The sequence below is a fragment of the Clostridium sp. AM58-1XD genome, from assembly GCF_003464085.1.
In the GTDB taxonomy this organism is placed as follows: Bacteria; Bacillota; Clostridia; order Lachnospirales; family Lachnospiraceae; genus Lachnoclostridium_A.
The window spans coordinates 1-25,406 of the sequence record NZ_QSDR01000016.1 but is presented as its reverse complement, the minus strand read 5'-3'; the positions used below and the strand labels follow the sequence as shown (position 1 = coordinate 25,406).

At 44.3% G+C, this 25,406-nt stretch carries 22 protein-coding genes, 1 tRNA gene and 3 pseudogenes; 22 read left to right on the top strand and 4 right to left on the bottom strand.

Going from position 1 to position 25,406, the window contains the following annotated elements:
• Positions 1 to 48: 48 nt before the first annotated feature.
• The 9 genes and pseudogenes from DXA13_RS11185 to DXA13_RS11150 all read left to right on the top strand — a co-directional run.
• Positions 49 to 1,566 carry a tripartite tricarboxylate transporter permease gene (locus DXA13_RS11185; RefSeq protein WP_118244450.1) on the top strand — a complete coding sequence of 506 codons (1,518 nt, stop codon included), beginning with the start codon at positions 49 to 51 and terminating at the stop codon, positions 1,564 to 1,566.
• A gap of 126 nt (positions 1,567 to 1,692) precedes the next feature.
• Positions 1,693 to 1,848, top strand: a complete 156-nt coding sequence (locus DXA13_RS21015) for a hypothetical protein (protein ID WP_181995632.1) — start codon at positions 1,693 to 1,695, stop codon at positions 1,846 to 1,848.
• 33 nt (positions 1,849 to 1,881) lie between these two features.
• Positions 1,882 to 3,060 carry a UxaA family hydrolase gene (locus DXA13_RS11180; protein WP_118244448.1) on the top strand — a complete coding sequence of 393 codons (1,179 nt, stop codon included), beginning with the start codon at positions 1,882 to 1,884 and terminating at the stop codon, positions 3,058 to 3,060.
• A 121-nt stretch (positions 3,061 to 3,181) separates the two neighbouring features.
• A complete protein-coding gene (locus tag DXA13_RS11175; protein ID WP_181995631.1) occupies positions 3,182 to 4,204 on the top strand; it encodes a tripartite tricarboxylate transporter substrate binding protein in 1,023 nt (340 codons plus the stop codon).
• Positions 4,205 to 4,222: 18 nt separating this feature from the next.
• Positions 4,223 to 5,128: a dihydrodipicolinate synthase family protein gene (locus DXA13_RS11170; protein ID WP_118244443.1), complete on the top strand. Its 906-nt coding sequence runs from the start codon at positions 4,223 to 4,225 to the stop codon at positions 5,126 to 5,128.
• Positions 5,129 to 5,260: 132 nt separating this feature from the next.
• Entirely contained in the window at positions 5,261 to 5,989 is a 729-nt protein-coding gene (locus DXA13_RS11165; RefSeq protein ID WP_118244441.1) for a hypothetical protein, read from the top strand.
• Between the two features lie 47 nt (positions 5,990 to 6,036).
• Positions 6,037 to 6,462, top strand: coding sequence for a hypothetical protein (locus DXA13_RS21770; RefSeq protein WP_243009082.1), 426 nt, complete (start codon positions 6,037 to 6,039; stop codon positions 6,460 to 6,462).
• A gap of 337 nt (positions 6,463 to 6,799) precedes the next feature.
• Positions 6,800 to 7,072, top strand: coding sequence for a hypothetical protein (locus DXA13_RS11155; protein WP_118244439.1), 273 nt, complete (start codon positions 6,800 to 6,802; stop codon positions 7,070 to 7,072).
• Between the two features lie 398 nt (positions 7,073 to 7,470).
• Positions 7,471 to 8,320: pseudogene (locus DXA13_RS11150) on the top strand (IS256 family transposase); the annotation flags it as partial.
• 409 nt (positions 8,321 to 8,729) lie between these two features.
• Here the strand turns inward: DXA13_RS11150 and DXA13_RS11140 are convergent.
• A tRNA-Pro gene (locus DXA13_RS11140) sits at positions 8,730 to 8,803 on the bottom strand.
• Positions 8,804 to 8,961: 158 nt separating this feature from the next.
• Here DXA13_RS11140 and DXA13_RS11135 point away from each other — a divergent pair.
• Positions 8,962 to 10,320 (top strand): citrate/2-methylcitrate synthase, encoded by a 1,359-nt coding sequence (locus DXA13_RS11135; RefSeq protein ID WP_118244437.1) that lies wholly within the window; start codon positions 8,962 to 8,964, stop codon positions 10,318 to 10,320.
• Positions 10,321 to 10,432: 112 nt separating this feature from the next.
• Here the strand turns inward: DXA13_RS11135 and DXA13_RS11130 are convergent, their stop codons facing one another.
• Together DXA13_RS11130 and DXA13_RS11125 are read right to left on the bottom strand one after the other, a co-directional pair.
• Positions 10,433 to 10,945 carry an SEC-C metal-binding domain-containing protein gene (locus DXA13_RS11130; RefSeq protein WP_118244435.1) on the bottom strand — a complete coding sequence of 171 codons (513 nt, stop codon included), beginning with the start codon at positions 10,943 to 10,945 and terminating at the stop codon, positions 10,433 to 10,435.
• Between the two features lie 243 nt (positions 10,946 to 11,188).
• Entirely contained in the window at positions 11,189 to 12,175 is a 987-nt protein-coding gene (locus DXA13_RS11125) for an AEC family transporter (protein ID WP_347559828.1), read from the bottom strand.
• Positions 12,176 to 12,419: 244 nt separating this feature from the next.
• Here DXA13_RS11125 and DXA13_RS11120 point away from each other — a divergent pair, with 244 nt between their 5' ends.
• From DXA13_RS11120 to DXA13_RS11100, 5 genes are all read left to right on the top strand, one after another.
• A complete protein-coding gene (locus tag DXA13_RS11120) occupies positions 12,420 to 14,090 on the top strand; it encodes a M2 family metallopeptidase (RefSeq protein ID WP_118244433.1) in 1,671 nt (556 codons plus the stop codon).
• Positions 14,045 to 14,425 carry a M3 family oligoendopeptidase gene (locus DXA13_RS11115; protein WP_147348024.1) on the top strand — a complete coding sequence of 127 codons (381 nt, stop codon included), beginning with the start codon at positions 14,045 to 14,047 and terminating at the stop codon, positions 14,423 to 14,425. Before DXA13_RS11120 ends, DXA13_RS11115 begins: the two co-directional genes overlap by 46 nt.
• Positions 14,409 to 15,218, top strand: coding sequence for a Cof-type HAD-IIB family hydrolase (locus DXA13_RS11110; RefSeq protein WP_118244429.1), 810 nt, complete (start codon positions 14,409 to 14,411; stop codon positions 15,216 to 15,218). The genes DXA13_RS11115 and DXA13_RS11110 overlap by 17 nt, the downstream gene beginning before the upstream one ends.
• Before the next feature lie 14 nt (positions 15,219 to 15,232).
• Complete coding sequence (gene lpdA / locus DXA13_RS11105) at positions 15,233 to 16,636, top strand: dihydrolipoyl dehydrogenase (RefSeq protein WP_118244427.1); 1,404 nt, start codon at positions 15,233 to 15,235, stop codon at positions 16,634 to 16,636.
• Positions 16,637 to 16,833: 197 nt separating this feature from the next.
• Entirely contained in the window at positions 16,834 to 18,627 is a 1,794-nt protein-coding gene (locus DXA13_RS11100; RefSeq protein ID WP_118244424.1) for an aminopeptidase P family protein, read from the top strand.
• An 8-nt stretch (positions 18,628 to 18,635) separates the two neighbouring features.
• Here DXA13_RS11100 and DXA13_RS11095 read toward each other — a convergent pair whose 3' ends face one another.
• Positions 18,636 to 19,163, bottom strand: a complete 528-nt coding sequence (locus tag DXA13_RS11095; RefSeq protein ID WP_347559831.1) for a prolyl-tRNA synthetase associated domain-containing protein — start codon at positions 19,161 to 19,163, stop codon at positions 18,636 to 18,638.
• A 797-nt stretch (positions 19,164 to 19,960) separates the two neighbouring features.
• Here DXA13_RS11095 and rlmD point away from each other — a divergent pair.
• The 7 genes and pseudogenes from rlmD to DXA13_RS11065 form a co-directional block, all read left to right on the top strand.
• Complete coding sequence (gene rlmD / locus DXA13_RS11085) at positions 19,961 to 20,938, top strand: 23S rRNA (uracil(1939)-C(5))-methyltransferase RlmD (RefSeq protein ID WP_347559827.1); 978 nt, start codon at positions 19,961 to 19,963, stop codon at positions 20,936 to 20,938.
• The gene (locus DXA13_RS23100) at positions 20,917 to 21,105 is read left to right on the top strand and encodes a hypothetical protein (RefSeq protein WP_347559826.1); all 189 of its coding nucleotides are present in this window, start codon (positions 20,917 to 20,919) and stop codon (positions 21,103 to 21,105) included. The genes rlmD and DXA13_RS23100 overlap by 22 nt, the downstream gene beginning before the upstream one ends.
• 94 nt (positions 21,106 to 21,199) lie before the next feature.
• A complete protein-coding gene (locus DXA13_RS11080) occupies positions 21,200 to 22,450 on the top strand; it encodes a recombinase family protein (RefSeq protein WP_118244420.1) in 1,251 nt (416 codons plus the stop codon).
• 194 nt (positions 22,451 to 22,644) lie between these two features.
• Entirely contained in the window at positions 22,645 to 23,616 is a 972-nt protein-coding gene (locus tag DXA13_RS11075; RefSeq protein WP_347559830.1) for a virulence RhuM family protein, read from the top strand.
• A 563-nt stretch (positions 23,617 to 24,179) separates the two neighbouring features.
• Positions 24,180 to 24,470 (top strand): annotated as a pseudogene (locus tag DXA13_RS21765) (DUF1016 N-terminal domain-containing protein); the annotation flags it as partial.
• A 51-nt stretch (positions 24,471 to 24,521) separates the two neighbouring features.
• Positions 24,522 to 25,094 (top strand): DUF1016 domain-containing protein, encoded by a 573-nt coding sequence (locus tag DXA13_RS21760; protein WP_347559829.1) that lies wholly within the window; start codon positions 24,522 to 24,524, stop codon positions 25,092 to 25,094.
• Between the two features lie 131 nt (positions 25,095 to 25,225).
• Positions 25,226 to 25,406, top strand: a pseudogene (locus DXA13_RS11065) (IS256 family transposase); the annotation flags it as partial.

Here is a 25,406-nt window from a genome sequence, read left to right as displayed (position 1 = left end):
AATCATAACTGTTCAGGAAATCCATTACATTATAAGGAGGAAAAATCTATGATATCATCTTTGGCAGCCGGTTTGGGAACGATCTGCACGCCGTCAGGATTTATGATTATTATCCTGTGTGTGGCGGCAGGCATCATATTCGGCTCGATTCCAGGACTGAGCGCGACTATGGCAATCGCACTGTTTCTGCCGGTATCTTACAGCATGACTCCGATTATGGGAATGACCATGCTGGTTTCGATCTACATAGGCGGTGTATCCGGAGGCTTAATTTCAGCAATTCTGTTAAAAATGCCTGGGACGCCGTCGTCAGTTGCAACCTGTTTTGACGGGTATCCGATGACGCAGAAAGGGGAGGCGATCAAGGCTCTCGGAATCGGTGTGTTCTTTTCATTCGCCGGTACGCTTGTCAGCATTATTGCGCTGATTTTTATCGCACCAAACCTGGCAAATCTGGCTTTGAGGTTTGGAGACTATGAGTACTTTTCAATTGCTGTTTTTTCGTTGACGATGATTGCCTCTCTGTCCAGTGATTCCATGATAAAAGGACTGCTGTCGGGCGTATTCGGGATCATGCTGGCCACCGTAGGCCTCGCTCCGATCGATGCAGCTCCCCGGTTTACATTTGGAAGCACACAGCTGAGCGCCGGTCTGGATATTCTGCCGGTACTGATCGGAATGTTTGCATTAAGTGAAATTATGACGACGGCAGAAACCTCAAGAAAGACAGGAAAGGCAGAAGTGCTTCGGATCACGACAAAGGGCACCAGGGGATTTGGCTTCTCTGTGAAAGAAGGGGTAGGACAGATACCAAACGCCGTCCGCTCTGCGCTGATCGGCTTAGGAATTGGCATACTGCCGGGGCTTGGCGGTTCCACATCGAATCTGATCGCCTATACGGTTGCTAAAAATCAGTCCAAACATCCGGAAAAATTCGGAACAGGGATTATCGACGGCGTGGTGGCAACGGAAACGTCGAATAACGCCTCTGTCGGAGGAGCAATGATTCCTCTGCTTACCCTGGGCATTCCGGGAGATATGGCAACGGCCATGCTGCTGGGAGGGCTGATGATACACGGACTTGTTCCGGGACCGCTGCTGTTTAAGCAGGAACCCGTTTTTGTCTATGGAATATTTGCAGCTATGCTGATCGCAAATGTGGTGATGCTGTTTGAAGAATTTTTCGGACTGCGGGCTTTTGTCATGATGCTTCGGACTCCGAAACACATTTTGCTTCCGATTATATTTGTACTCTGTATTGTGGGGGCTTTTGGTCTTAACAGCCGTGTATTTGATACGTTTATCGTAATTGCCTTTGGAATAGTGGGATACATATTCATCAGACTGAAGCTTCCGGTTGCTCCGCTGATTATGGGATTTATTCTCGGTTCAACGGTAGAGACATATTTCAGAAGGGCTTTGATGACTTCCAAGGGAAGCTATGTTCCATTCTTTACGAGACCGATATCCGGGCTGTTTCTGGCGATAGCGATGATCTCTGTGATCCTGACTATATATAAAAATGTAAAAGCAATGAAGAAAAAAAGAAGTGAGGCGGCCGTCTAAAGACAATGCCGGTTAAGGAGGAAAAATCATGGTAAGAAGATGTTTGGTGATAAATCCGGAAAAAGATACAGTAGCCGTTGTTCTGGAGAATGCATTTAAAGGAGATACGATCGAGACGCCAGGGGCGTGATCACTCTGCTGGAGGATGTTGAATTTGCCCATAAAGTGGCTACTGTAGATTACGAAGCCAAACAGCCGGTGTATAAATACGGGGAAGAGATCGGATATATGAAGGAGGCAGTCCCGAAGAACCTGGATTCACAACCACAATATGGGATGTGACAGAGGTAGAAAAATGGAGCAGGGGGAATAAAAATGGGCAGAAAATTTCTGGGGTACAGAAGAGAGAACGGCACGGTGGGCGTGCGCAATTATGTAGCGATTATCCCCTCTGTGTTCTGCGCCAACAGGACGGCGGAGCTGATTGCCAGAAGGGCAGGAGATGACGGCATAATTGCGCTCCATCATCCGGTAGGATGTACCCAGGTAGGATTTGACTTTGAACTGACGGCCAGAACGCTGATTGCCATGGGCAGGCACCCGAATATCGCAGCTGTCCTGGTTGTAGGGCTGGGGTGTGAACGATTCCGTCCGGAAGAGCTGTATGAAGGAATAAAAGCCAGCAAAAAGCCGGTGGAAAAGCTGGTAATCCAGGAAGTAGGCGACGCTTTTCAGACTATAGAGAAAGGGGTTCTGATTGTCAAAGAGATGAAGAAATATGCCGATTCTCTCAAAAGAGAGGAATGCGGACTGGACGAACTGACTGTTGCGCTTAAATGCGGCGGGACGGATGCAACCAGCGGACTGGCTGCAAATCCATCTGTTGGGGAGATGTCCGATCTCCTTGTGAAGGAAGGTGGAAGCACGATCCTTTCGGAATTGAATGAACTGCTGGGGACGGAGGACATTCTGGCAAGACGTGCGGTAAGCGGGGAGGTCGCAGAGAAAATACGCCGTTCTGTTGCAACTATCGAAGAGGTTCTAAGAAGCGGCTGTGATCTGAGATTTCCTGGAAGAAACGAACTGATTTCACCTGGGAATTTTGACGGGGGCGTCAGCTCTGTTGTGGAAAAGGCCCTGGGAGGGGTTCACAAATCAGGAACGGCCCCGATCGTGGATGTCCTGGACTATGCGGTGCCTCCAAAAGAGAAAAAGGCCGGAGTATATATGATGGAATACGAGAGCCAGGACGGGGAAGTGGTGACCGGAATGGTGGGCTGCGGCGCCCAGATTGCTGCATTTACAACAGGACGTGGGACGCCGACAGGATTTCCTTTTGTTCCGGTAATCAAGATAACAGGAAATGACTACTGCTACAACAGGATGAAGGCAAATATTGATTTTCATGCAGGAGAAATCATTTCCGGGGAAGCTTCCATCGAGGAAAAGGGGAAAGAGCTGTTTGAACTTGTGGTAAAAGTGGCGGAAGGAGAAGCCACAAAGGCCGAACAAATGGGTGCGGACGATCTGTTCTGTATTGCGAGAAGAAAGTAGGTCTGAAGACCATAAACAGGTGTTTTATTTATTAACTATAAATCATTTTTAAGAAGGGAAGGAAAAAACATGAAGAGATTTAAAAAGGGACTGGCATTAACAATGGGCAATGGGGCTGACAGTGGCTGCACTTGGAGGCTGCGGATCAAGCGGCGGTGGAAAAGCGGAGAGCACAGCGCCTGCTGCTGAGACTACCGAGGCCAAAGGATCATCTGACACAGCAGAAAGTGCAGACGGCGCTCAGGCAGCGGAAACGAGCTGGCCGGAGAGAACGATCGAGATGGTGGTGCCGTTTAAAGCTGGCGGAGATACCGACTTTTATGCGAGAACGTATGCGAAATATCTGGAAAAAGAACTCGGACAGACGGTTACGATTATCAATACGGAAGGAGCCGGCGGCACGGTAGGTGCTCAGAGCGTAGCTGACGCCAAGAACGACGGCTATAAGATTTTATTCTATCACACAGGAAACATGTATACGAACAAACTGCTGGGAGCTACGGATCTGGATCAGAACAGCTTCGATATCGCATGCATCGGCGTTGTAGACAATACGAATGTACTGTGCGCAAGAAAGAATCTGGGAATTACGGATGCCGCTGATTTCTTGGAGAAGGCGAAAGCAGAACCAGGCAAATATTCCTGTGCCACCACAATATCCGGTTTCTCATATTTTACTCTGTGCAAAATGGAGAAGACAGGAGGATTTGAAGTCAACCCTGTAGACGCAGGAGGCGCTTCCGCCATGATTCCTGCTTTGCTGGGAGATCAGGTGGATCTGGCGGTAAACAGCTACGGCGTATTTAAGCAGTACATCGATAACGGAGACATCATTCCTTTAATGACTACCGGTAAAGAAAGAAATGAGAACTTCCCGGACGTACCTACATCTACAGAGCTGGGGATGACGGACTCCGACGCAGAACGCGCATATTTTATCGCATTCCCTAAGGGAACAGATTCTGCAATCCTTCAGAAGATGTCTGATGCAGTAGCGAATATCCAGAAGAATGAAGATTATGTAAAAGATATTTCAGAAGCATATTTTGTAGAGCCGGCATTTGTACCGTACGAAGAAGTTCAGACTTATATGGATGATATGTGGGCACAAATGGAACCGTATAAGGATGCAATGGGACAGTAGTCAGGAAGGAACATATCTATGTGGAAGTTAGAAGGAATTTATGCACCGGCGCCGGCCGTATTTACGGATGATGGAAAATACCTGGATAAAGATAAAATGGCGGAAAACGTAAAGTTCTGGAACGGCACCGGACTGAGCGGCATCGTCGTAATGGGCTCAAACGGTGAGTTCGTATTCCTGAATCCGGAAGAGAAAAGAGAAATGATCGATCTCGTTTGTCAGAATATCGGACCGGAAAAGTCCGTGATTGCGGGCACCGGCTGCGAGACGACGAGAGATACGATCGAACTGTGTGAATATGCGGCAAAAGCAGGAGCAAAAGCGGCTCTTGTGATCAGCCCGAATTACTATAAAAAAGCGATGCAGACAGACCGGGTCATTCAGGCTTTTTATACGGAAGTTGCTGACCAGAGTCCGATTCCGGTCGTTCTTTACAACATGCCGGGCAATTCTGGAATCAATCTGTCTTCAGCAATCGTTGCGGCGCTGGCAAAACACCCGAATATTATTGGCGTAAAAGATTCCGGAGGCAACATTGTACAGATCATGGAGATTATCCGGGATACGCCGGAGGACTTTGCCGTTTTTGCCGGCAGCGCAAGCTTCCTGTTCCCGACAATTGCGGCGGGAGGCGCCGGAGGAACACTGGCTTTGGCTAACGTCCTTCCTGATGAATGCGTGAAGCTCTATGAGCTTTCCAAAGCGGGAGAGACGGAACGGGCTTCCAGACTACAGCTTGCTCTGATCGAGGCAAATACGGCGGTTACAGGCCGGTGGGGAATTCCAGGGCTGAAAGCTGCTATGGAGATGGTCGGCTGCAGCGGCGGTACGCCAAGAAAACCGCTCCTTCCAATGCCGGAAGAAGACAGGGCGAAACTGAAGTTTATAATTGAAGATGCGAAGAGAAAAGCGGCCGATATTTAATTGTTGCTGTTCACAGGCGGCATTTCACGTAAAACTCTTGCAAGATAAGTGCTATTTTTCTGTTTGACTGTCCGTCCTGAAAGGGATATACTAGTGATATAAACATAACCAAAAAAGAAAAGGGGACGGGACATGAAAAAAGGAATTATAACAGGAATTGCAGTATGTTTTATGACAGCGGCTATGAGCATGACAGCATTTGCAGGCCAGTGGCAGCAGGACGGAACGGGATGGTGGTACCAGAACGACGACGGAAGCTATCTGAATAACGGATGGAACTGGGTGGACGGGAAGTGCTATTATTTCATGCCGGACGGCTATTGCCTGAAGGGAACACAGACGCCGGACGGTTACACGGTGGACGAGAGTGGAGCATGGGTCATAGACGGGGTAGTGCAGACACAGGGGACAGAAGCTCAGGCGGATACACAGTCTCAGGGAAGCGGACAGGAGACAGTTGCATTTGATAATCTGACATTTACTGTTCCTTCCGGTTTTACATTTGACTCTTCAAGCGACGGATCGAATTATTACAGCAATGGGGACGAGACCATCTTAATCGGACTTATGAGCCAGGAACTTTTCAGCGGAGAGGCCGCACAGTTTATAGATGATTATCAGGAACAGGTGCTGGACGAGTTGATGCGTTCTCAGGTTGGAAATGCGGGAGAAAAAGCCGTGAAGCAGTTACCTACAGGAACATGGTACTGCTATACCTATCAGGACAATACAATTCAGGGAATACCAGGCAGCATGCGCGCATATATGAGAATATCACAGGATCGGCTTCAGTTAATCGTATTTGCCGGAAGAATTTCAGGTATGGATACTGACGGGATCATGAGCAGCGCCCTCAGATAAAGAATACGTGTATCAGAAAACACCATCAATCCGAAAGGCAAAAAGCCTTGGATCGATGGTGTTTTCTGATTGTTGAGCTGAACTGCCTGTTAACTCCGTTACTGAGGCAGGGACAATCCATTGCCCACATTTATGCGACTCACGGAGAAGAGATTCCATGCTCAGTGAAAACGCTTTATAATTATATCGAAAAGGGAGTCTTCACTGCCAGGAACATTGATCTTCCGAAAAAAGTGAAATATAAAGCCCGCAAAAGAAACGGCAGGAACCGGAACAGTTCTTTAATGCTGATATTTTTGATGGAAGACTGTACTCAGAATGCTGTAAGGGAATTTTGTTTGAATGGACAAATACCATTTGAACTGACGGAATTATTGAATTCAGATAAGCTGCTGGAACTTCTGCAGTTGAAGAAGATTGAGGCGGATTGGGTAACATTGACACCGGCGCTTATAAAAAATAGACAAAGGTAGAATTAAAACATGCAGGCAGAGGTCGAAAATGAGAAAGAGTAAAGTCTGCATGTGGAATTCTTTTTAAGAGGTGAAATCCCAGATGCTTTGTTTATATGCGTCAAAAATGACAAAAAAGGCATGAGTGGCAAGATTTTTAAATCTTATCTATAATAGTTGAAAGGGTAGCATCCGCTTATTAGGACGTAAGTTTAGGAAAATAAGACGATTAGTAGGTGGAAATTGGAATTTCATTCAAGGTGAGCATAATGACAATTGAATAGACTTTACACCTTCCGTGTAAATATGGTATACTTTACTATATCGACATCACAGTAAAGTGATAGGAGGTGAGACAATGGCATTGACTAATGAGGATTTACAAGCAATTGCAAAAATGTTAAAGCCAATCCATGACAGCATAACCGATATCAGGCTACATCTTGAGAATGTTACTGATAGAAATATATCTCTACTGGCTGAAAACCATGGCAACTTAATTGATAAGCTTAACCAATCAATAAAAGTTGCGGACAAAAGTACAATCGACGAAATACGAGTTAATATTTTGACTGAAAAAGTCAACAAGCTTGAAAAAGAACTTGCTGAGATAAAAAACAGAATCGCATAACCATACCATAAACAGAGAGTGTAAAGTCTAACAATTATTAGGGCTTTACACTTTTTTGTTTTGAGAAATGACAATGTAAAGGAGATTGATATGATGTGTAGCACAATGAATGAATTGTCAACGATAGCGCTGTCTTGAAAATCGACCTAATAAATCACATTGCAGAGTTAAAGAAACTTATGATTCATGTACTGATAAACAGCTTGCTAAAATGGTAGCCAAGAAGGAAATCACTTTTGATAATGCAGTGCAATATAAACTCAAGAAAATGGGTAAGAGGTTTAAAGAATTGAAGTGGATTTATGGGATTGACAAATGGAGCATGTGAAAATTTTTCTGTAAATAAGGTTTTATTAGGTCTTCTATGGTAAAATAAGAAACCATAGTAGGACTTTATTATGGCAAGAGAAAAGAAACCTGTACATAAGGTGCAAATGACAGAGGGAAAGCGAACTTATTATTCAACAGCTTCTGCAGGAATACGATATCCAGTCGGCAGAAGATATTCAGGATGCCCTGAAAGATCTGCTTGGCGGCACCATCAAAGAAATGATGGAAACCGAGATGGATGAGCACTTAGGCTATGAAAAGTCGGAACGCTCTGACAATGATGATTATCGCAATGGCCACAAACCAAAGCGTATCAACAGCAGCTATGGCAGCATGGATATCCAGGTTCCTCAGGACAGCAAGTCTACTTTTGAACCACAGGTAGTAAAAAAACGGCAGAAAGATATCTCCGATATCGACCAGAAAATCATCTCTATGTATGCAAAAGGCATGACCACGCGGCAAATTTCTGATACGCTGGAGGATATTTATGGCTTTGAGGCATCTGAAGGCTTTATCTCAGATGTTACCGATAAAATTATGCCCCAGATCGAAGACTGGCAGAACCGCCCCCTTTCAGAAGTATATCCGGTGCTCTACATTGATGCCATCCATTAATCCGTATGTGATAACGGCGTTATCCGCAAGCTTGCGGCTTATGTGATTCTCGGGATTAATCAGGAGGGACGGAAAGAGGTCCTGACCATAGAGGTCGGCGAAAATGAAAGTTCCAAATATTGGCGATCTGTTTTGAATGGTTTGAAAAATCGGGGAGTAAAAGATATTTTAATCCTCTGTGCTGACGGGCTGACCGGTATCAAAGAAGCAATTGCGGCTGCCTATCCAAAGACCGAATATCAGTGCTGCATCGTGCATCAGGTGCGTTATACCATGAAATATGTGTCGGATAAAGACAGATAGCCATTTTGTACGCATATAAACAAAGCATCTGGGATTTTACCTCTTAAAAAGAATTCCAGATGCATACTTTACTTTTTCTCATTTAAGGATATTTTCTTTTCATTTAAGGGAAAAGAATTTAAGTATACACATTGTATAAGAAGAACGGTTGCTTCCAGAATGAATGCAGAAGGATGGGTTTTAGATGAAATTAGGCGGTGGCTGGGACATACAAGCAAGGAAACGACATTAAAATATCTGTACAATCCATATAGGGAAAGTGAAACGAAATGTCGTGTTAAGAAAATATCAATTTTACATACGAATACAAGTTGTTTTAAACTGCCTTCAAAAAATGACACTTCAATCAGGCATAAAAAATGCCAGAAGCCTTATAAAATAAGGATTCTGACACATTTCAGAATAGTCGGGGCAACAGGATTTGAACCTGCGACCTCTCGGCCCCCAGCCGAGCGCGCTACCAAGCTACGCCATACCCCGTAATCATATAACATTATACCAGAAAATTTATAAAATGCAATAAAAATTAAATTTTATTAAAATTAAGGGATTCTTTATAGATTTTTTTTCCAATTTATAATATAATAGTAGAAATTTCCGCATGGAAATTAAAATATTATGAAAAGGGGTGGTTTGTTATGAACAAAACCGAATTCATGAACACGATAGACTCTTTTGCAGATATCTGCGTTCAGCATGGAGGAATTGACGCGGACTTGTATGAGAAGTACGATGTCCAGCGCGGTCTGCGTGACAAGAATGGCAACGGTGTTGTTTCAGGGCTGACTAAGATATCAACGATCGAAGCGAGTAAGATAGTCGACGGAAAAAAGGTTCCCTGCGAAGGCCGCCTGTACTACAGAGGGTACAACATTAAAGATCTTGTAAACGGGACCATGAACAACCGTGGATTTGGATTCGAAGAGGTTTCCTACCTGTTGCTGTTCGGAACGCTTCCTACAAGAGAGCAGCTGCTGCAGTTTACGGAGATCTTATCCAGAAGCAGAACGCTCCCTACCAATTTTGTCCGTGATGTTATTATGAAAGCTCCAAGTAAGGATATGATGAATTCCCTTTCACGAAGCGTTCTGACACTTGCCTCTTATGATCCAAAGGCCTCTGATATTTCTATTCCCAATGTTCTGCGTCAATGTCTGATGTTAATCAGTCTCTTCCCTGTCCTGGCCGTATATGGCTATCATGCATATAACCATTATGAAAAAGAGGAAAGCATGTATATTCACCATCCTGATCCAACGCTTTCCACATCAGAGAATCTGCTTCGCCTTTTGAGAGCGGATAAGCAGTATACTCCTCTTGAAGCTCATGTTCTGGACCTGGCACTCATTCTTCATATGGAACATGGTGGAGGAAACAACTCTACCTTTACCACGCATGTTGTAACTTCATCAGGTACCGATACATATGCAACGATTACGGCGGCATTGTCTTCTTTAAAAGGTCCGCGTCACGGCGGTGCCAACATCAAGGTTGTGGAAATGATGAATGATCTTCGCGCCAATGTTAAGGATACAAAGGATGAGGACGAAGTACGCAATTATCTTGAGAAGCTGCTTCACAAAGAAGCATTCGACAAAAAAGGACTGATTTACGGCATGGGCCATGCCGTGTATTCCAAGTCTGATCCAAGAGCAGAGATATTAAAGAGCTTTGTAGAAAAACTTTCTCAGGCAAAGGGCCGTCATGATGATTTTAACCTTTATTCCATGATCGAGCGCCTGGCACCGGAAGTGATTTCAGGAGAGCGCCGTATGTATAAGGGCGTAAGTGCCAATGTGGACTTCTTCAGCGGATTTGTATACAGCATGCTGGATATCCCGCTGGAACTCTTTACACCGATCTTTGCGATTGCCAGAATTGTAGGCTGGAGTGCACACCGTATTGAAGAGCTGATCAATATGGATAAAATCATCCGTCCGGCTTATATCAGCGTTATGCCAAACGAAGAATATACGAAGATGGAGGATCGCAGCTAAGGAAGAACCGGAACAGATTCAATCGAAAAAGCGAAAAAAACAGCCTCCGTTTCCTCATGGATATCATGGGAAACAGGGGCTGCTGATCTGTTCACGGTTATTTGCTTTATGATTACATGTTCTTTCCGCAGCACTTTTTGTATTTCTTTCCGCTGCCGCAGGGACACTTATCGTTTGGATAAACTTTTCTCGTCTGGCGGCGTACCGTGCCGGAAGCTCTCTGCTCCTTATACAGTTCTTTTCTCCTGTCTTCTGGAAGAATGCTGTCCCACTGAGGCAGTTCATACAGCCAGTTGGCTTTTGCTTCTACCATGTTGTAGTACAGTTTTTCAGGATCGATCTCGATTTTAACAGGAGTATCTTCTTCCATTGTATCGATCGGATTTTCATATCCTTTTAAGCTTTCATTGATACCATCCAAAAATCCTGTCATAATCAATACTTCTGTTTCATATCTATCTGCCAGTTCCTTAACTGTTCCTTCGATTATCTGTGCAGGATCAGACAGAATCTTTTCATAAATGCCCTTTTCGATCTGAAAATATTTTGTCCATAATTCTTCGCGCTTTTTTTCGTCCAGGCCGTCACCGTAAGCCAGGTTTCTCCATGTCTCTAAAATAGCCATCTTATAACTCCATCCTTCTTATCGTATTCTTCATATGAAGTTCCAACTGCCAGTATACAACAGAATGATCGAATTTGCAAAATATTTTTTATTAAAAGTGAATAAACTTCAGGCTTCTGCCAATACTATAAACAGTTACCAAAGATAACAGAATACTTATCCTCCCCTTTTACTTCGGCCTGTTTACGCAAAACGTATTCAGGCCGAAGTTTTTTACTTTCCAGGAAAGTGAGCGTTTTTTTGTTATATTACAAGCTGATAAAGAAACACGATCGCCGGCATGGTCAGAATACATAAAAGTGTCGTCATAACGTTAATTGCACTGGCATATTTGGCGTCGTCACCATATACCTGCGCCATCTGTGTAATGGTGGAAGCGGACGGGGTGATCACTGCCAGGAAGGTTACAAGCAGGATCGTTTTTCCATCCGGCATGAGCGCCGCGAGGTGGCTGGCATACAGGATGACTATGGCAGCCAGAGGAAAAGCGACAAGGCGCAAAAATGTGATGAAGTAAATCCGTTTATTTGAAAATACCGCCTTTAAATCCATATTTCCGATCAGCATGCCAGTTACGATCATACAGATCGGTCCGATCATATTGCCAACGGAATGCAGAGTGCCGTTTACAACCTCCGGAAGCCGGATTTTCAGGAAAAATAAAATAATTCCTGCAAAGATCGAAATCATATTGATATTGCCGAAAATGGTTTTTAAGTCGATTTTTCCCTCATGGCTGAAGGCATTTTTACAATGAGTCCAGAGCATGATCATCTGTACAGAAAGAAAACCGCTGGCGTACAGTACCCAGTCTTCCCCAAGTATATATGTGATTAACGGGATGATCAGATTTCCTGAATTAGAATAGTAAACTGATGTCCATTCTACGACATTTAAATGAAAGACGGAGCGCAAAAACCATGTGGCAAACAAAAGAAGTGCCTGAAGGAGAATGCCGGCTGCAAAGGTAAGAAGCAGCCCGTTCATTTTCTCTTTTGTAAAATCTACCTGAAAGGCATTAATCATGACACAGGGGGTAATCAGGTAAAGCACCAGTTTGGAAAGTATTTTGCTGTCATCGTCTTTCAGGAGATGAAGTTTTACTACGGCGTATCCCATCAGGACCATAAAGAATAATTGAAGTATCTGTTTTATAAGTAAAATGCTGATCTGCATGGTATGTTCCTCTCTGTTTGTTTCTTTACGGAGATTGTACCATACAAACGTCATACTTGGCAAACTCTTCCATGATGTGGAGCATGACAAACGGATAAACAGTTATGCGCATGAAAAGCGCGAAACGTTTTCTACGCCTTAAAAGTGTGGAACTATATACGGAGGGCGCTGCTGAAAGGAAAAAGGCAGCGCCTTCTTCCCGTCTTTCGTGATTGTGCAAGGCAAAAAGGTATGGTATGATTGGTCTATGGATAAGCTTGGAAATAAAAGCATAAAAAGCATACAGGAGGAGCATTGAATGAATAAAAAGAGCAGTAAATGCTTTTGGAAACAAAGTATCCTATCGGCAGCGATCATTGCCGTTACTGTAACAGGGACAGTATCAGCGGCGTCTGAGGTACCTGAGGGCGGCTGGTATCAGCCGAAATACCATTCCGATCTGGACTATTCAGAAATGAAATATACGGGCTATGACAGAACGAAACTGGATGCAGCTATCAGAGAAATGGATGAAATCTGCAGTCTGGGGAAGGCGGGGCAGGAAGAGCGGGTGGAGGAACTGTATGAGACCATGGTCTCGGAGATCGACCTGTTTAATACCCAGAATACGCTGAACGATCTGATTTATTATAAGGATGTTCATAATGAGGAAGCGCAGGAAGAGAGCCAGAAGCTGAGTCAGATGGGCAATGAGCTGGGAGACGGCGTTTTTATCGTATTAAAAAAAGCGATTGATTCTCCCTATGGACCGTTTCTGAGAGAGAAAATAGGAGAAAGCGGCGTAGAACAGCTGGAAGATTACAAGCCTATGACGGAAAGAGAATTCGAACTGAGGGCACAGGACCTGAGTCTGGTTCAGGAATATGATCAGGCGCTGATGGACAGCTATACGGCAGAAGTGAACGGGGAAGAGTGGACTACGGAACGGTATAACGAAGAAGCCCCGGAAGACCCGGATGAGAATTATGATGTGTACTTGGCCCTGTCAAAGGAAAAAAACAGCGTAATCGGTGAAATTTATAAGGAAATGGTCCAGGTGAGAAATGGGATAGCCCAGGAAAACGGATATGATAATTATGCAGATTATGCTTATAAAGAAATATATGCCAGAGATTTTACCACAGAGGAAATAAAACAGGTTTACAGGGAAGTAAAAGACAAGATTATTCCGCTCTATACGGAAATACTGGCTGCTCAGTCCACAACGGATGTAAATGCACTGATCGAGGCAGGCGAAGGGAAAAAGGGGGAAGAGATTCTGGACGAAGTGGAGCCGTATATTGGAAAAATCCATCCGGAGCTGTCTGAGGCGTATTCCTATATGAGAGATCATCACCTTTATGATATAGAAGCGGATGACGGCAAAATGGGCGTTGGCTTTACAGCCACCCTCTATTCTTACGGCGTTCCATTTATTTTTAACAGTCCTTCCGGATACTATGGGGATTACAGCACAGTGATTCATGAATTCGGCCATTATAATCAGATGTTTCACAGTCTGACCCCTTCGATCTGGGAACTGTCCCGTATGGATGTATTTGAGATACATTCCCAGGGATTGGAAATGCTGTTTTACCCTTATGCAGACGACTTGTTTGGAGAGGGCGGAGAGGCATTCCGGTATGAAACGGTAAGCCGGATGCTTTACGGAATCCGTGAAGGCTGCCTGTACGACGAGTTCCAGAATACGGTTTATAAAAATCCGGATATGAGCGTGGAGGAAATCAACCGGACATTTATGGAGATCGCCAGAGAGTATGGGTATCAGTATCCGTATGGTGCGGATCAGGCGTATGCATGGATTGAGGTGCCTCATACCTTTGAGAGCCTTTGTACTATATCGGCTATGCAACTTCGGCACTTTCATCCCTGGACATCTGGCTGGAATCTCTGGAGAACAGAGAAGAGGCCGTTGATAAATATATGCACCTTTCTGCTTTGGGGGGAAGCCTGCCTTATAAGGAAGTGACAGCAGACTGCGGTCTGGAAAATATTTTTGAAGACGGCACCGTTTCGGGCATTGCCGATTCTGTCAGAGCGGCCATGAATGTGGAGGATAAAGTGGCTGAGTATGAACGAGCGGTCGAACGGAGTATGAGAGTTTTGCTGATCGGTGCTGTGGCTGCGGTGATCGTGCTGATTCTCATTATTATTCTGGTCGTAGTCCTTATCATAAAGGGCAGTAAAAAGAAGAGAGCAAGGGCGGCTCTGGCGAAAACGGGAGCAGCCGTAGAAAAAATTGATGAAGAAAGTGAACCATTAAGTGAAAAAGGAGAAGAGGGCAGGGATGATGAACAGTTGTAGGAAGAGAAGAATTGTCAGTTTCGATCTGGACCAGACGCTTCTGGATCATGCGACATATACCATACCTGACAGCGCCCTGGCTGCCCTGGAGCGGCTTAGGGAAGATTCCTATGTGATCCTGGCGACAGGGCGGGATATGGATAATTATTACAGCAGGGAGTATAAGGAAGTTGTAAAGCCAGATGCGATTATCCATTTGAATGGAACGAAGATTACTGTGGACGGAGAACTGATTTATGAACATACGATGGATAAAGAGCTTTTAAAGCGGCTGTTTGCCTTTGCGGATGAAAGGGGTTACAGCATCGGCGCTACGATTGACGACGAAGACTATTATCTGCATCCGGAAGTAGTCTCTCAATCGGATGTGGTGCGCTGGGGAACGTGCGGCCGTAAGTTTAAGGACCCATGGCAGCTGGTAGACGGCCAGATCAGAACGCTGGCTTATATTGGAGAGGAAAAGGGTGTAAAGGATATAGAAAAAAATTTCCCTGAACTGAAGCTGCCCATGTTTGCCGGAAAAACAGGAGCCGATGTCGTAGAGATAATAGCCTCCAAAGCGAACGGGCTTGTCCGCTTATGTGAATATTATCAGATTCCGCTGTCAGAGACAATCGCATTTGGAGACAGCATGAATGATTATGAGATTCTTAAGGAGGCGGGAATCGGGATTGCGATGGGAAATGCGGTGGAAGCGCTGAAAGAAGCGGCGGATTACGTTACTGCTGATATTGGAGAGGACGGTATATGGAAAGCCTGCATGGAACTGGGGCTTTTTACGAATTATAAATAAAAGGGAGCAGAGATATGGCGGAAAAATATAATCTGATTATTATTGGAGGAGGTCCAGGAGGATACACGGCGGCTCTGAAGGCCGCATCGTTGGGACTGAAGACAGCTGTTGTGGAAAAGGAGAAACTGGGCGGGGTATGCCTTAACAGGGGATGTATTCCGACGAAAGCCCTTCTGTTCGCCTCCGGTATGTTTGCCAAAATGCAGAACTGTGATGAGTTCGGTGTGTCTACGGATTTCATTTCCTTTGATTTCGGCAAGATGCAGGATTATAAACGAAAATCAGTCAAGACATACCGGGAAGGGATAAAAACACTGTTTGAAAAGAACAGTGTGGACCTGATCATGGGAACAGCCACAATCAGGCGTGGAAGAACGATAGAGGTGAATGGAGTAAACGGCAAAGATTTCTATGAAGCCGATCATATTATCATAGCTACCGGTGCGAAACCGACGATTCCGCCGATACCTGGAATCAACCGTCCCGGTGTTGTGACAAGCGATCAGATATTGTCCTCTAGAAACTGGAATTACGACAGGCTTACGATTATCGGAGGCGGTGTAATCGGTGTTGAATTTGCAACGATTTTCAGCGCCCTCTGCTCGAAAGTGACGATTATCGAACAGAGCGATACGCTTCTGGCTCCTATGGATCGGGAGGTGTCCAGAGAACTGGAGGATGAGCTGAGAAGAAAGGGAATTACCATTTACTGCGGAGCAGCCGTAAAGGAAATTGGAGAAGGACTGACATGTGTGGTGGAAAAGGACGGAGAGGAGATATCCGTCCGCTCCAACCAGATTCTGATGGCAACAGGCCGTACGCCTTATATGAAAGGCCTGTTCGGCTCAGATGTGGAACTGAAGATGGAAAACGGCCACCTGGCTGTAGATGAGGGATTCATGACCAGTGAACCGGGAATTTATGCGGTTGGCGATGTGGTGTCAAGGATTCGGCTGGCCCATGTGGCGGCTGCTCAGGGAACATATGTAGTGGAATCCATCGTGGGAAAAGAACACAGCATGCGCCTTAGAGTCGTTCCCAATGGAATGTACGTATCCCTTCCGGTTGTGCCCAGCTGTATATTTACCGATCCGGAAATCGCTACCGTAGGAATTACGGAGGAGCAGGCAAAAAAACTGAATATGAAGGTGAGATGCGGCCATTATAATATGAGCACCAATGGAAAATCGATTATTGTCAAGGAACAGAGCGGTTTTATCCGCCTGGTATTTGAAGCGTACTCGAATACGATCGTAGGTGCTCAGATTATGTGTCCGCGTGCAACGGATATGATCGGAGAAATGGCAACGGCCATTGCCAACGGACTGACTGCTTCCCAGCTGTCGCTGGCTATGAGGGCCCATCCGACGTACAGTGAGGGAATCGCAGAAGCGATCAGGGATGCCATGAGCAGATAACGGAATTAAAATGAAAAATGCAGAAGCAGGCAGGCTTTTGATACCAGATGACAAACTGTTATAATAATATTATATATGAACAGATATATCCGACGGGGCAGGAGGCAGAGCGGAGGAAGCGTCTATATATCATCTGGTATCACGGCTGCGTCTTGTTTCCGGTTCCGGAAAGATGAAAGAAAGAGAGGAAAGAACGGATGGAAATCAGGGACAGACTGGAACGCCTCAGAAACGTAATGAGGGATAAGAAGATCGACGCCTATATGATTCCGACGGCAGACTGCCATGAATCGGAATATGTAGGCTCTTATTTTAAGTGCAGGGAATATATGACCGGTTTTACAGGATCGGCAGGTACGGTGGTTGTCACACAGAAGGAATCCTGCCTGTGGACGGATGGAAGATATTTTGTACAGGCAGAAACGGAGATGGATGGAAGTGGTATTCTGCTTATGAAAATGGGGGAAGAGGGCGTTCCGTCCATAGAGGCATACGTGAAAAGTGAACTTCCGGACGGAGGCGTGCTGGGATTCGACGGCAGAGTCATCAATGCAGAGATGGGAGAGGCGTTGGAACGATGTGCGGCAGAAAAAGGGGGTACGATCTGCTGTGATTTGGATCTGGTGGGAGAAATCTGGAATGACCGCCCGGCGCTTTCGTCAGAACCCGTATGGATTCTGGACGAAGCATATGCTGGAAAGAGTGCCGCCAACAAACTGGATGAGCTTAAAAAAGCAATGAAAAATGCAGGCGCGTCCGTTCATATTATGACGACGCTGGATGATATTGTATGGCTTCTCAACATCCGAGGAAACGATATTCCTACCAATCCAGTGGCCCTCTGCTATTTTGTAATGACCGAAGAGAAGAACATGATTTTCATTCAGGGAAAGGCACTTGATCAGAATGTCCGGTCATATTTCGAGAAAAATCATTTGGAAGTGCATCCGTATGAAGAGATATATGAATTTGTTAAGGGACTGAAAAATGAGAAAATCCTTTTGGAAAAGGGGAAAATGAATACGGCTCTCTGGAGAAGCGTGGACTCTTCCAACGTGGTTATAGACAAGATGAACCCATGTTCCCGTATGAAAGCTGTAAAGAATGAGACGGAGATGGAAAACATCAGACGCGCCCACATCAAGGATGGCGCTGCCGTTACAAAGTTTATATACTGGCTGAAAAAGAATATCGGAAAAGTCAGGATGGACGAGATGGGGGTATCGGATCAACTGGAAGCTTTGAGAAAAGAGCAGCCGGGCTATCTGGGACCCAGTTTTCATACGATTTCCGCCTATGGTCCAAATGCCGCGATGTGCCATTATTCTGTGAACGGGGAGAATAATACGAAGCTGGAACCGAGAGGGCTGTATCTGGTGGATTCTGGCGGACAGTATTATGAAGGCACGACGGACATCACAAGAACCATTGCTCTGGGTGAACTGACAGACGAAGAAAAACTGCATTTCACGCTTGTGGCAATGGGGATGCTGCGTCTGGGAAATGCCAGATTTCTTTACGGCTGCAGCGGTGCAAACCTGGATTATATCGCCAGAGAGCCGCTGTGGCAGCAAAATCTTAATTTTAATCATGGAACGGGCCATGGCGTCGGGTATCTGCTGAATGTCCACGAGCGTCCGAATTCCATACGGTGGAAATCGTCCGCCGCAGATCAGGACTGGGTGATGGAAGAAGGCATGCTCACCTCTGACGAGCCGGGAATTTACATGGAAGGAAGCCATGGAATCAGGACAGAGAACCTGATGCTCTGCCACAGGGGAGAGAAGAACGAATACGGCCAGTTCATGGAATTCGAATTCGTGACCTTTGCCCCGATTGACCTGGATGCCATCGACGTATCCGTGATGGAGGAGAGGGACATCGAGCTGCTGAACCGCTATCATAAAGCCGTTCGGGAAAAGATATCCCCTTACCTTGATAAAGAGGAACGGACATGGCTGGAGGAATATACGAGAGAGATCAGGAAATAAATATCCGGTCAGGAATGGTGTTCTTCATCATCTGAGGGAAGCACAACGGTCAGATGGGAATGGCCAATGGCAGGAAGGAATTTTTCCATAATATCCTTTGTGCGGATGCGCAGGCTGGATGTGTTGATGCATGGATGGCAGCCCATATATTCATTTTCCAGAATAGCCTGATCAATGAGAAGCTGAACATGATTGTCCCTGTCATTCATAAGCCCCAGAACGCTGACAGAACCGGGAGTGATATCGAGGTACTTCTCCATGAATTCCGGGCCGGCAAAGGAAAGGCGGGAAGAATTGATCTGCCTGGAAAGCTGTGCGGTCCGGAATTTCTTGGAACCAGGTATCATGAGAAGATAGAACTTTGTCTTCTGAGCGTTGCATAGGAACAGATTTTTGCAGATTTCGATTCCAAGGAGCTGATCGATATCGTGGCAGGCTTCAATGGTCGCCGTTGGATCATGGTCAAGGCGCTGATAGGAGACTCCCAGGCTGTCCAGCAGATCATAAGTGCGGATTTCTTTTGGAAGCCGTCCCATTGGTGAATTGGGACGTCCTGTATAGATTGTCCTGTCGATATAAAAAAACGGCGCTGTTACCGAATCGGCCGTATGTATCGTATGGGTATGAATGGTATCTGACTGAGGCGTATTTGTTTGAATCGTGTCCATATGATGATGTCCCATGTTTGTTATCCTCCTGCTGAATGATGGCTGAAAAACGGCAGCGGCAGTTTATGGCAAAAAACGACAACCGTATCATTTTTCGTCTGCATTTTCCGTGCCTGCCCGTTATCGGTGGCTTTGAGGGCAGTATAAAAGTAAAATAGGAGATGGCCCCAATGTCGGCTTTCGTTCCCGGCAGTAGCCAGGTCAATTCATCTGATATCGAGAGGAATCGTTTCTCCTTTGCAAAGCCCTCAATGCCTCTGTTTTTTGATTATTATACAGGAAATCAGCGAAAAAGCAAGAACGGAGCGGAAAAAACAGGTGGTATACCAGAGCATAGGTCATTGCATGGATACAGACAGAGCATAGGGCATTGTACGGATTCAGGCAGAGTAGAGAGATAAGTAAGAGAAATAAGGAAGAGTCTTATGACATGGATATGTGACAGAAAATCGGCAGCCGGAAAAGCTGGAAAAGCCGGAATTGCCGGAATAGCAACATTCTGAAAGCCGGACGAAAAAATGGATGAATCTATCCGGAGGATATGGAGGAAGACAGGGGATCGGAGATAGGGAAGAAGAGAAAGCGGGCATGTATAAAAATCATGTAGGAATGCAGTAACACGAAAGAAAAAATGAAATCAGAGTTTGGAGAAAAGAGGGAAAACAATGGGCCAGTGTCCTGTATATAAAAAATGCGGCGGATGTCAGCTTCTTGACATGCCATATAATGAACAGCTGAAAAAGAAACAGAAAATGATGGAAGAACTGTTAAAGGGGATTTGTCCGGTCAAGCCGATCATCGGCATGAAAAATCCTTATCATTACCGGAACAAGGTTCACGCAGTCTTCGATCATGATCGGAAAGGAAATCCAATTTCCGGGGTATACCAGGCGAACAGTCATATTGTGGTACCTGTAGAAAGCTGCCTCATTGAAGATGAGAAAGCGGATGAAATCATAGGCACAATCCGCGGCATGCTGAGATCATTTAAGATCAGGACGTATGACGAGGATACGGGATACGGACTTCTTCGCCATGTGCTGGTGAAAAGGGGATTTACAACGAATGAAATTATGGTCGTTCTAGTGACGGCCTCTCCTGTATTTCCTTCCAAGAATAATTTTGTAAAGGCGCTCAGACAGAAGCATCCGGATATCACTACGATCATTCAAAATATCAATGGACGGGGAACGAGCATGGTGCTGGGAGATAAAGAACACGTGCTCTATGGAAAAGGGTACATAGAGGATATTCTCTGCGGGTGCCGTTTCCGTATTTCTTCCAAATCTTTTTATCAGATAAATCCGGTTCAGACAGAAGTACTTTACAAAAAGGCGATGGAGTTAGCCGGGCTTACAGGAAAGGAATCGGTAGTTGATGCATATTGCGGAATCGGTACGATCGGCATTATCGCCTCCAAATCGGCGGACAGTGTTATCGGCGTAGAGCTGAATAAAGAGGCAGTCCGTGACGCCATCAGCAACGCGAAATGCAATGGGATTAAGAATATTCGTTTCTACTGCAATGACGCAGGCAGATTTATGGAGGAGATGGCAGCAGAAGGCGGACGTGCCGACGTTGTATTCATGGACCGCCGCGCAGCGGGAGTACGGAAACATTCATGGATTCGGTGGCGAAGCTGAAGCCTAAGAAGGTGGTATATATCTCCTGCGGCCCAGAGACGCTGGCCCGGGATCTAAAGTATTTTAAAAAGCTGGGGTATGTGGCGAAGGAGGCGTGGCCGGTGGATATGTTTCCGGCGACGGGGCATACGGAAAGTATTGTCCTGTTGCAAAAGAGTGTTAAATGATGATTAGGTGAGATTGTATAGTTGCCGTGTGGTGAGGCGTGAAGGCTTTTGGCTTTCGCGCCTTTTCCTTATTGATGAAACGAGGTAATGTGTTGTGAAAAAGATATATTATATACCTGTGAAAAAAGAGAATATGGAACCGCTGCGAGTGGCGGCATATTGCCGCGTCAGCACTAAGAAAGAGACGCAGTTAACCAGTTTGGCTCATCAAATTGTGGCATATACAGAACAGATATCAGATCATCCAGGTTGGGTATTTTCAGGAGTATTCTGGGATTGTGGAAGAAGTGAATTAAGGAAAAAGGGCCGTAACGGATTGAAACATATGTTAGAAAGTGCAATAGAGGGGAAATTCGATTACATAATCACTAAATCAGCAAAACGAATATCCAGGAATACGGTAGAGCTATTGCAGATTATGAGATATTTGAAAGAAAGGGGGATTCAAATGTATTTTGAAATTGAAAATGTGAATTCGCTTGATCCGGATGCAGAAGCGGCAATAACCTTATCAGGAGCAATGGGACAAGAAGAAAGCAGAAACTTGAGTGAGAATATTCAGTGGGGGATTAAAAGAAAATTTGAAGAAGGATTATTTAGCAGCTACAAACATTTTATGGGGTATCTGTGTGTGGAAGGGGAATTGGTAATTGTTCCTGAACAGGCTAAAGTAGTACGATTAATTTTTGAGTTATATTTGAGGGGATACACATTTTCACAGATTAAAAAATATCTGGAAGATAATGGTATAAAAACGGTTACAGGTAAAGAGGTATGGAGTGCAAATGTAATACAACAAATGCTAAAGAATGAGAAATATAAGGGAGACATGATGCTTCAGAAAACATTTACAGAGGATTATCTAAATGGTATACGAAAGAAAAATGTAGGACAGCGTATCAGATATTATGTAAAAGGAAGTCATCCGGCCATTATTTCTTCGGAAATATTTGATAAAGTGCAGGCAGAAATGCTTAATAGAGCCAGACTGCTCAGAACAGCTGACGGCAATCAGATTAGCAGTGGTAACCGATATAGCAACAAATATTTGCTTAGTAATTTATTGGTATGTGGGGATTGTGGGGGAGGATTCAGGCGTAGAACGGAGCGTGGAAAGATTGTGTGGAGATGCGGGACAAAGCTGGAAAAAGGAAAGGTGGAGTGTAAAAATTCACCTACCTTGAACGATCAATATGTAAGAAATATGTTGGGAGAAGTTGTGTGTAATGGGGAATATGGTGAAAATGTTGTAAAAGATAGAGTAAAGAGAATAGATGTTTATGAGAAGCGGTTGATAATTTGTTATGCTGAAAAAGAGGGATATCAGATATGTGAGTTTGAATAATAGGTAAACGAGGATGTTATGTTGCAGAGGGGAAAATAAACGGACAGGAAGGAATCTTTCAGATGGTAATGGTGAGGGGAGTATGGTAAAATATAGTGAAATGGATATGGAAACTTAAGGAATAGTATAATCATCGAATTTTTTTCGGAGATCTTTTGGCGGGGGAAGAGAAAGTGGAAAAATCTAATATATTGATGTACACAACAGAGGATGGGGTTACCAAAGTTGAAGTTACGTTTGATAATGATACTGTTTGGTTATCGTTAGATCAGATAGCAGATCTATTTCAAAGAAATAAATCCACGATATCCAGACATATAAAAAATATTTTTTTAGAAGGCGAGTTAAGCCGAAATTCAGTTGTTGCAAATTTTGCAACAACTGGTTCCGACGGAAAAAGATATCATGTGGATTTTTATAATCTTGACGTTATTATCTCTGTTGGCTATCGCGTAAAATCTTTACGAGGAACACAATTTAGGATTTGGGCAACAAATATTCTGAAAGAATATATGAAAAAAGGATTTGCACTGGATGATGAACGATTAAAGAATCTTGGTGGGGGAAATTATTTTGATGAGTTGCTGGCGCGTATCCGGAATATAAGGTCTTCAGAAAAGGTGTTTTGGAGAAAAGTGCTGGAAATTTATGCGACTAGTATTGACTATAATCCGAAGGCGGAGAGCTCCGTGCAGTTTTTTAAACAGGTTCAGAACAAGATGCATTGGGCAGCACATAAGTATACAGCGGCAGAGGTGATTTATCAAAGGGCAGATGCGGATAAAGATAATATGGGACTGACTACATGGAGTGGCAAACGTATAAATCGCTCTGATGTAGAAGTGGCGAAAAATTATCTTGATGAAAAAGAGTTGGATGCGCTCAATAAAATTGTTACGGCATATTTAGATATTGCGGAGGTACATGCTTTAAATCAGGAGCCTATGTATATGAAAGACTGGCTGGAGACGATTGATGATTATCTAAGGATGACCAGACGTGATATATTAACAACAAAGGGGAAAGTAACACATCAACAGGCCTTAGAAAAGGCGCATTTGGAGTATGAGAAATATAAAAGAAATCAGGAATATATATTGTCTCCTGTGGAATGTCATTTTTTAGAGAGTATTGGGGAATTAGATAAGATGGACGGAAAAAAATAATTAGTAGGATGCTGACGAATAATTTCCATTAAGAAGGAAACTATATCTTTTCGCCATTATTATAGTCTGCTCACCACATACGGAAAGTATCATTCTGTTGCAGCAGAAAGGCAATATATAATAGCTATGACAGGTGGATTACAATGAATAAAATGGAAATTATCTTATTTACAGATGGCCAAATTAATTGAGCGCAATGTAAAAAACGATTGGAAAATATATTAAAAACGCTTTGAAAAAGAGGAATTGCAAGACCAGCCTGCAACTGTCGCAAATTTTGCGATAGTTCAAAAGGATGGGAAAAAACCGTAGTGAGACGGGTTGCTCACTATAATTTGGATGTTGCAAAAGCGTATAGCATAGGTAGAGGAATTTAACTAAAGGGAATAGCGAGGTGAGAAATTGGATAATCGAAATCAAATGGGAAAGAATAAAAATGGAGTAATATTCCCAGTTGTGCCGAATCTTTCCGAGATGAGTGATGCTTATTTGAAATTTATAGAAGAAGTAAAATCGGAAATTCAAAAGCAGGGGTTTCTGTTGTATTAAATGCTAATTCCAATATGATTTACCTGTACTGGAACATTGGCAGAAGTATTCTAAAAAGGCAGGCGGAGGAAGGCTGGGGCGCCAAAATCATTGACCGTATGGCAAAGGATTTAAAGGATGCCTTCCCGGAAATGTCAGGCTTTTCTCCAAGAAACATAAAATATATGAGAAAGTTTGCCGAGAGTTGGCCTGACTTTGAAATTGTGTAACGGGTCGTTGCACAAATACTATGGCGAACTAATATTTCTTTAATGGATAAACTGAAAGATGAAGAAAGTCGTATTTGGTATGCTTATAAAGTAATTGAAAATGGCTGGAGTAAAACAAGTTTAGACTTGCAAATAGTAAGCAGACTGATGGAGCGTTCTGGTAGGAGTGTGAATAACTTCCCGGCAGCACTTCCGCCAGAGGATTCCGATCTGATTAATCAGGTGTTTAAAGACCCGTATCTGTTTGATTTTCTCGGAACGGATATGCCCCGGCGGGAGATAGAGATTGAACGGCAACTTACTGAACATATTCAGAGCTTTCTTTTGGAACTGGGGCAAGGATTTGCGTTTGTAGGCCGGCAGGTACATTTGGAAGTAGGCGGTGATGATTTTTATCTCGATCTTCTGTTTTACCATCTAAAACTGCGGTGCTTTGTCGTAGTTGAGCTAAAAGCCTGTGACTTTGAACCAGGATTTATTAGCCAACTAAATATGTATCAGAATGTGGTTAACGATATTCTGCGACACCCGGACGATAAGCCAACGATTGGTTTGTTGTTGGTAAAGGGTAAAAACGAAACTGTAGTAGAGTATTCTCTAGCCGGCTACCAGAATCCCATTGGCGTGGAGGAGTGGAAAAACCAGATGGCTAAGGCATTACCGGAAGAATTGCGTAGTAGCCTTCCGTCCATTGAAGATATTGAAAAAGAGCTGGAGTAATTGTGCAACGGCTTGTTGCCTAATTCGAGTCCGCATTATGTTGAACAAAGCTGAGTATGTGAAAGTTTTTCTGTAACTAAGGTTTTATAAGGTCTTCTATGGTAAAATAAAAATCATAGGAGCCTTTTATTATGGCAAGAGAAAAGAAACCCGTACACAAAGTACAAATGACAGATGGGAAAAGGAACATTATCCAGCAGCTCCTTCAGGAGTATGACATCCAGTCCGCAGAGGATATTCAGGATGCTCTCAAGGATCTGCTTGGCGGCACAATCAAAGAAATGATGGAAGCAGAGATGGATGAGCACCTGG

Coding starts and splice junctions, on each gene's coding strand:
- DXA13_RS11170 (WP_118244443.1), top strand. CDS start 4,223: ATGTGGAAGTTAGAAGGAATTTATGCACCGGCGCCGGCCGTATTTACG.
- DXA13_RS11165 (WP_118244441.1), top strand. CDS start 5,261: ATGAAAAAAGGAATTATAACAGGAATTGCAGTATGTTTTATGACAGCG.
- DXA13_RS11180 (WP_118244448.1), top strand. CDS start 1,882: ATGGGCAGAAAATTTCTGGGGTACAGAAGAGAGAACGGCACGGTGGGC.
- DXA13_RS11115 (WP_147348024.1), top strand. CDS start 14,045: ATGCACCTTTCTGCTTTGGGGGGAAGCCTGCCTTATAAGGAAGTGACA.
- DXA13_RS23100 (WP_347559826.1), top strand. CDS start 20,917: ATGGATTCGGTGGCGAAGCTGAAGCCTAAGAAGGTGGTATATATCTCC.
- DXA13_RS11095 (WP_347559831.1), bottom strand. CDS start 19,163: ATGGGACGGCTTCCAAAAGAAATCCGCACTTATGATCTGCTGGACAGC.
- DXA13_RS11120 (WP_118244433.1), top strand. CDS start 12,420: ATGAATAAAAAGAGCAGTAAATGCTTTTGGAAACAAAGTATCCTATCG.
- DXA13_RS11135 (WP_118244437.1), top strand. CDS start 8,962: ATGAACAAAACCGAATTCATGAACACGATAGACTCTTTTGCAGATATC.
- DXA13_RS11100 (WP_118244424.1), top strand. CDS start 16,834: ATGGAAATCAGGGACAGACTGGAACGCCTCAGAAACGTAATGAGGGAT.
- DXA13_RS11075 (WP_347559830.1), top strand. CDS start 22,645: ATGTACACAACAGAGGATGGGGTTACCAAAGTTGAAGTTACGTTTGAT.
- DXA13_RS21760 (WP_347559829.1), top strand. CDS start 24,522: ATGGAGCGTTCTGGTAGGAGTGTGAATAACTTCCCGGCAGCACTTCCG.
- DXA13_RS11110 (WP_118244429.1), top strand. CDS start 14,409: ATGATGAACAGTTGTAGGAAGAGAAGAATTGTCAGTTTCGATCTGGAC.
- DXA13_RS11130 (WP_118244435.1), bottom strand. CDS start 10,945: ATGGCTATTTTAGAGACATGGAGAAACCTGGCTTACGGTGACGGCCTG.
- DXA13_RS11185 (WP_118244450.1), top strand. CDS start 49: ATGATATCATCTTTGGCAGCCGGTTTGGGAACGATCTGCACGCCGTCA.
- DXA13_RS11125 (WP_347559828.1), bottom strand. CDS start 12,175: ATGACGTTTGTATGGTACAATCTCCGTAAAGAAACAAACAGAGAGGAA.
- lpdA (WP_118244427.1), top strand. CDS start 15,233: ATGGCGGAAAAATATAATCTGATTATTATTGGAGGAGGTCCAGGAGGA.
- rlmD (WP_347559827.1), top strand. CDS start 19,961: ATGGGCCAGTGTCCTGTATATAAAAAATGCGGCGGATGTCAGCTTCTT.
- DXA13_RS11155 (WP_118244439.1), top strand. CDS start 6,800: ATGGCATTGACTAATGAGGATTTACAAGCAATTGCAAAAATGTTAAAG.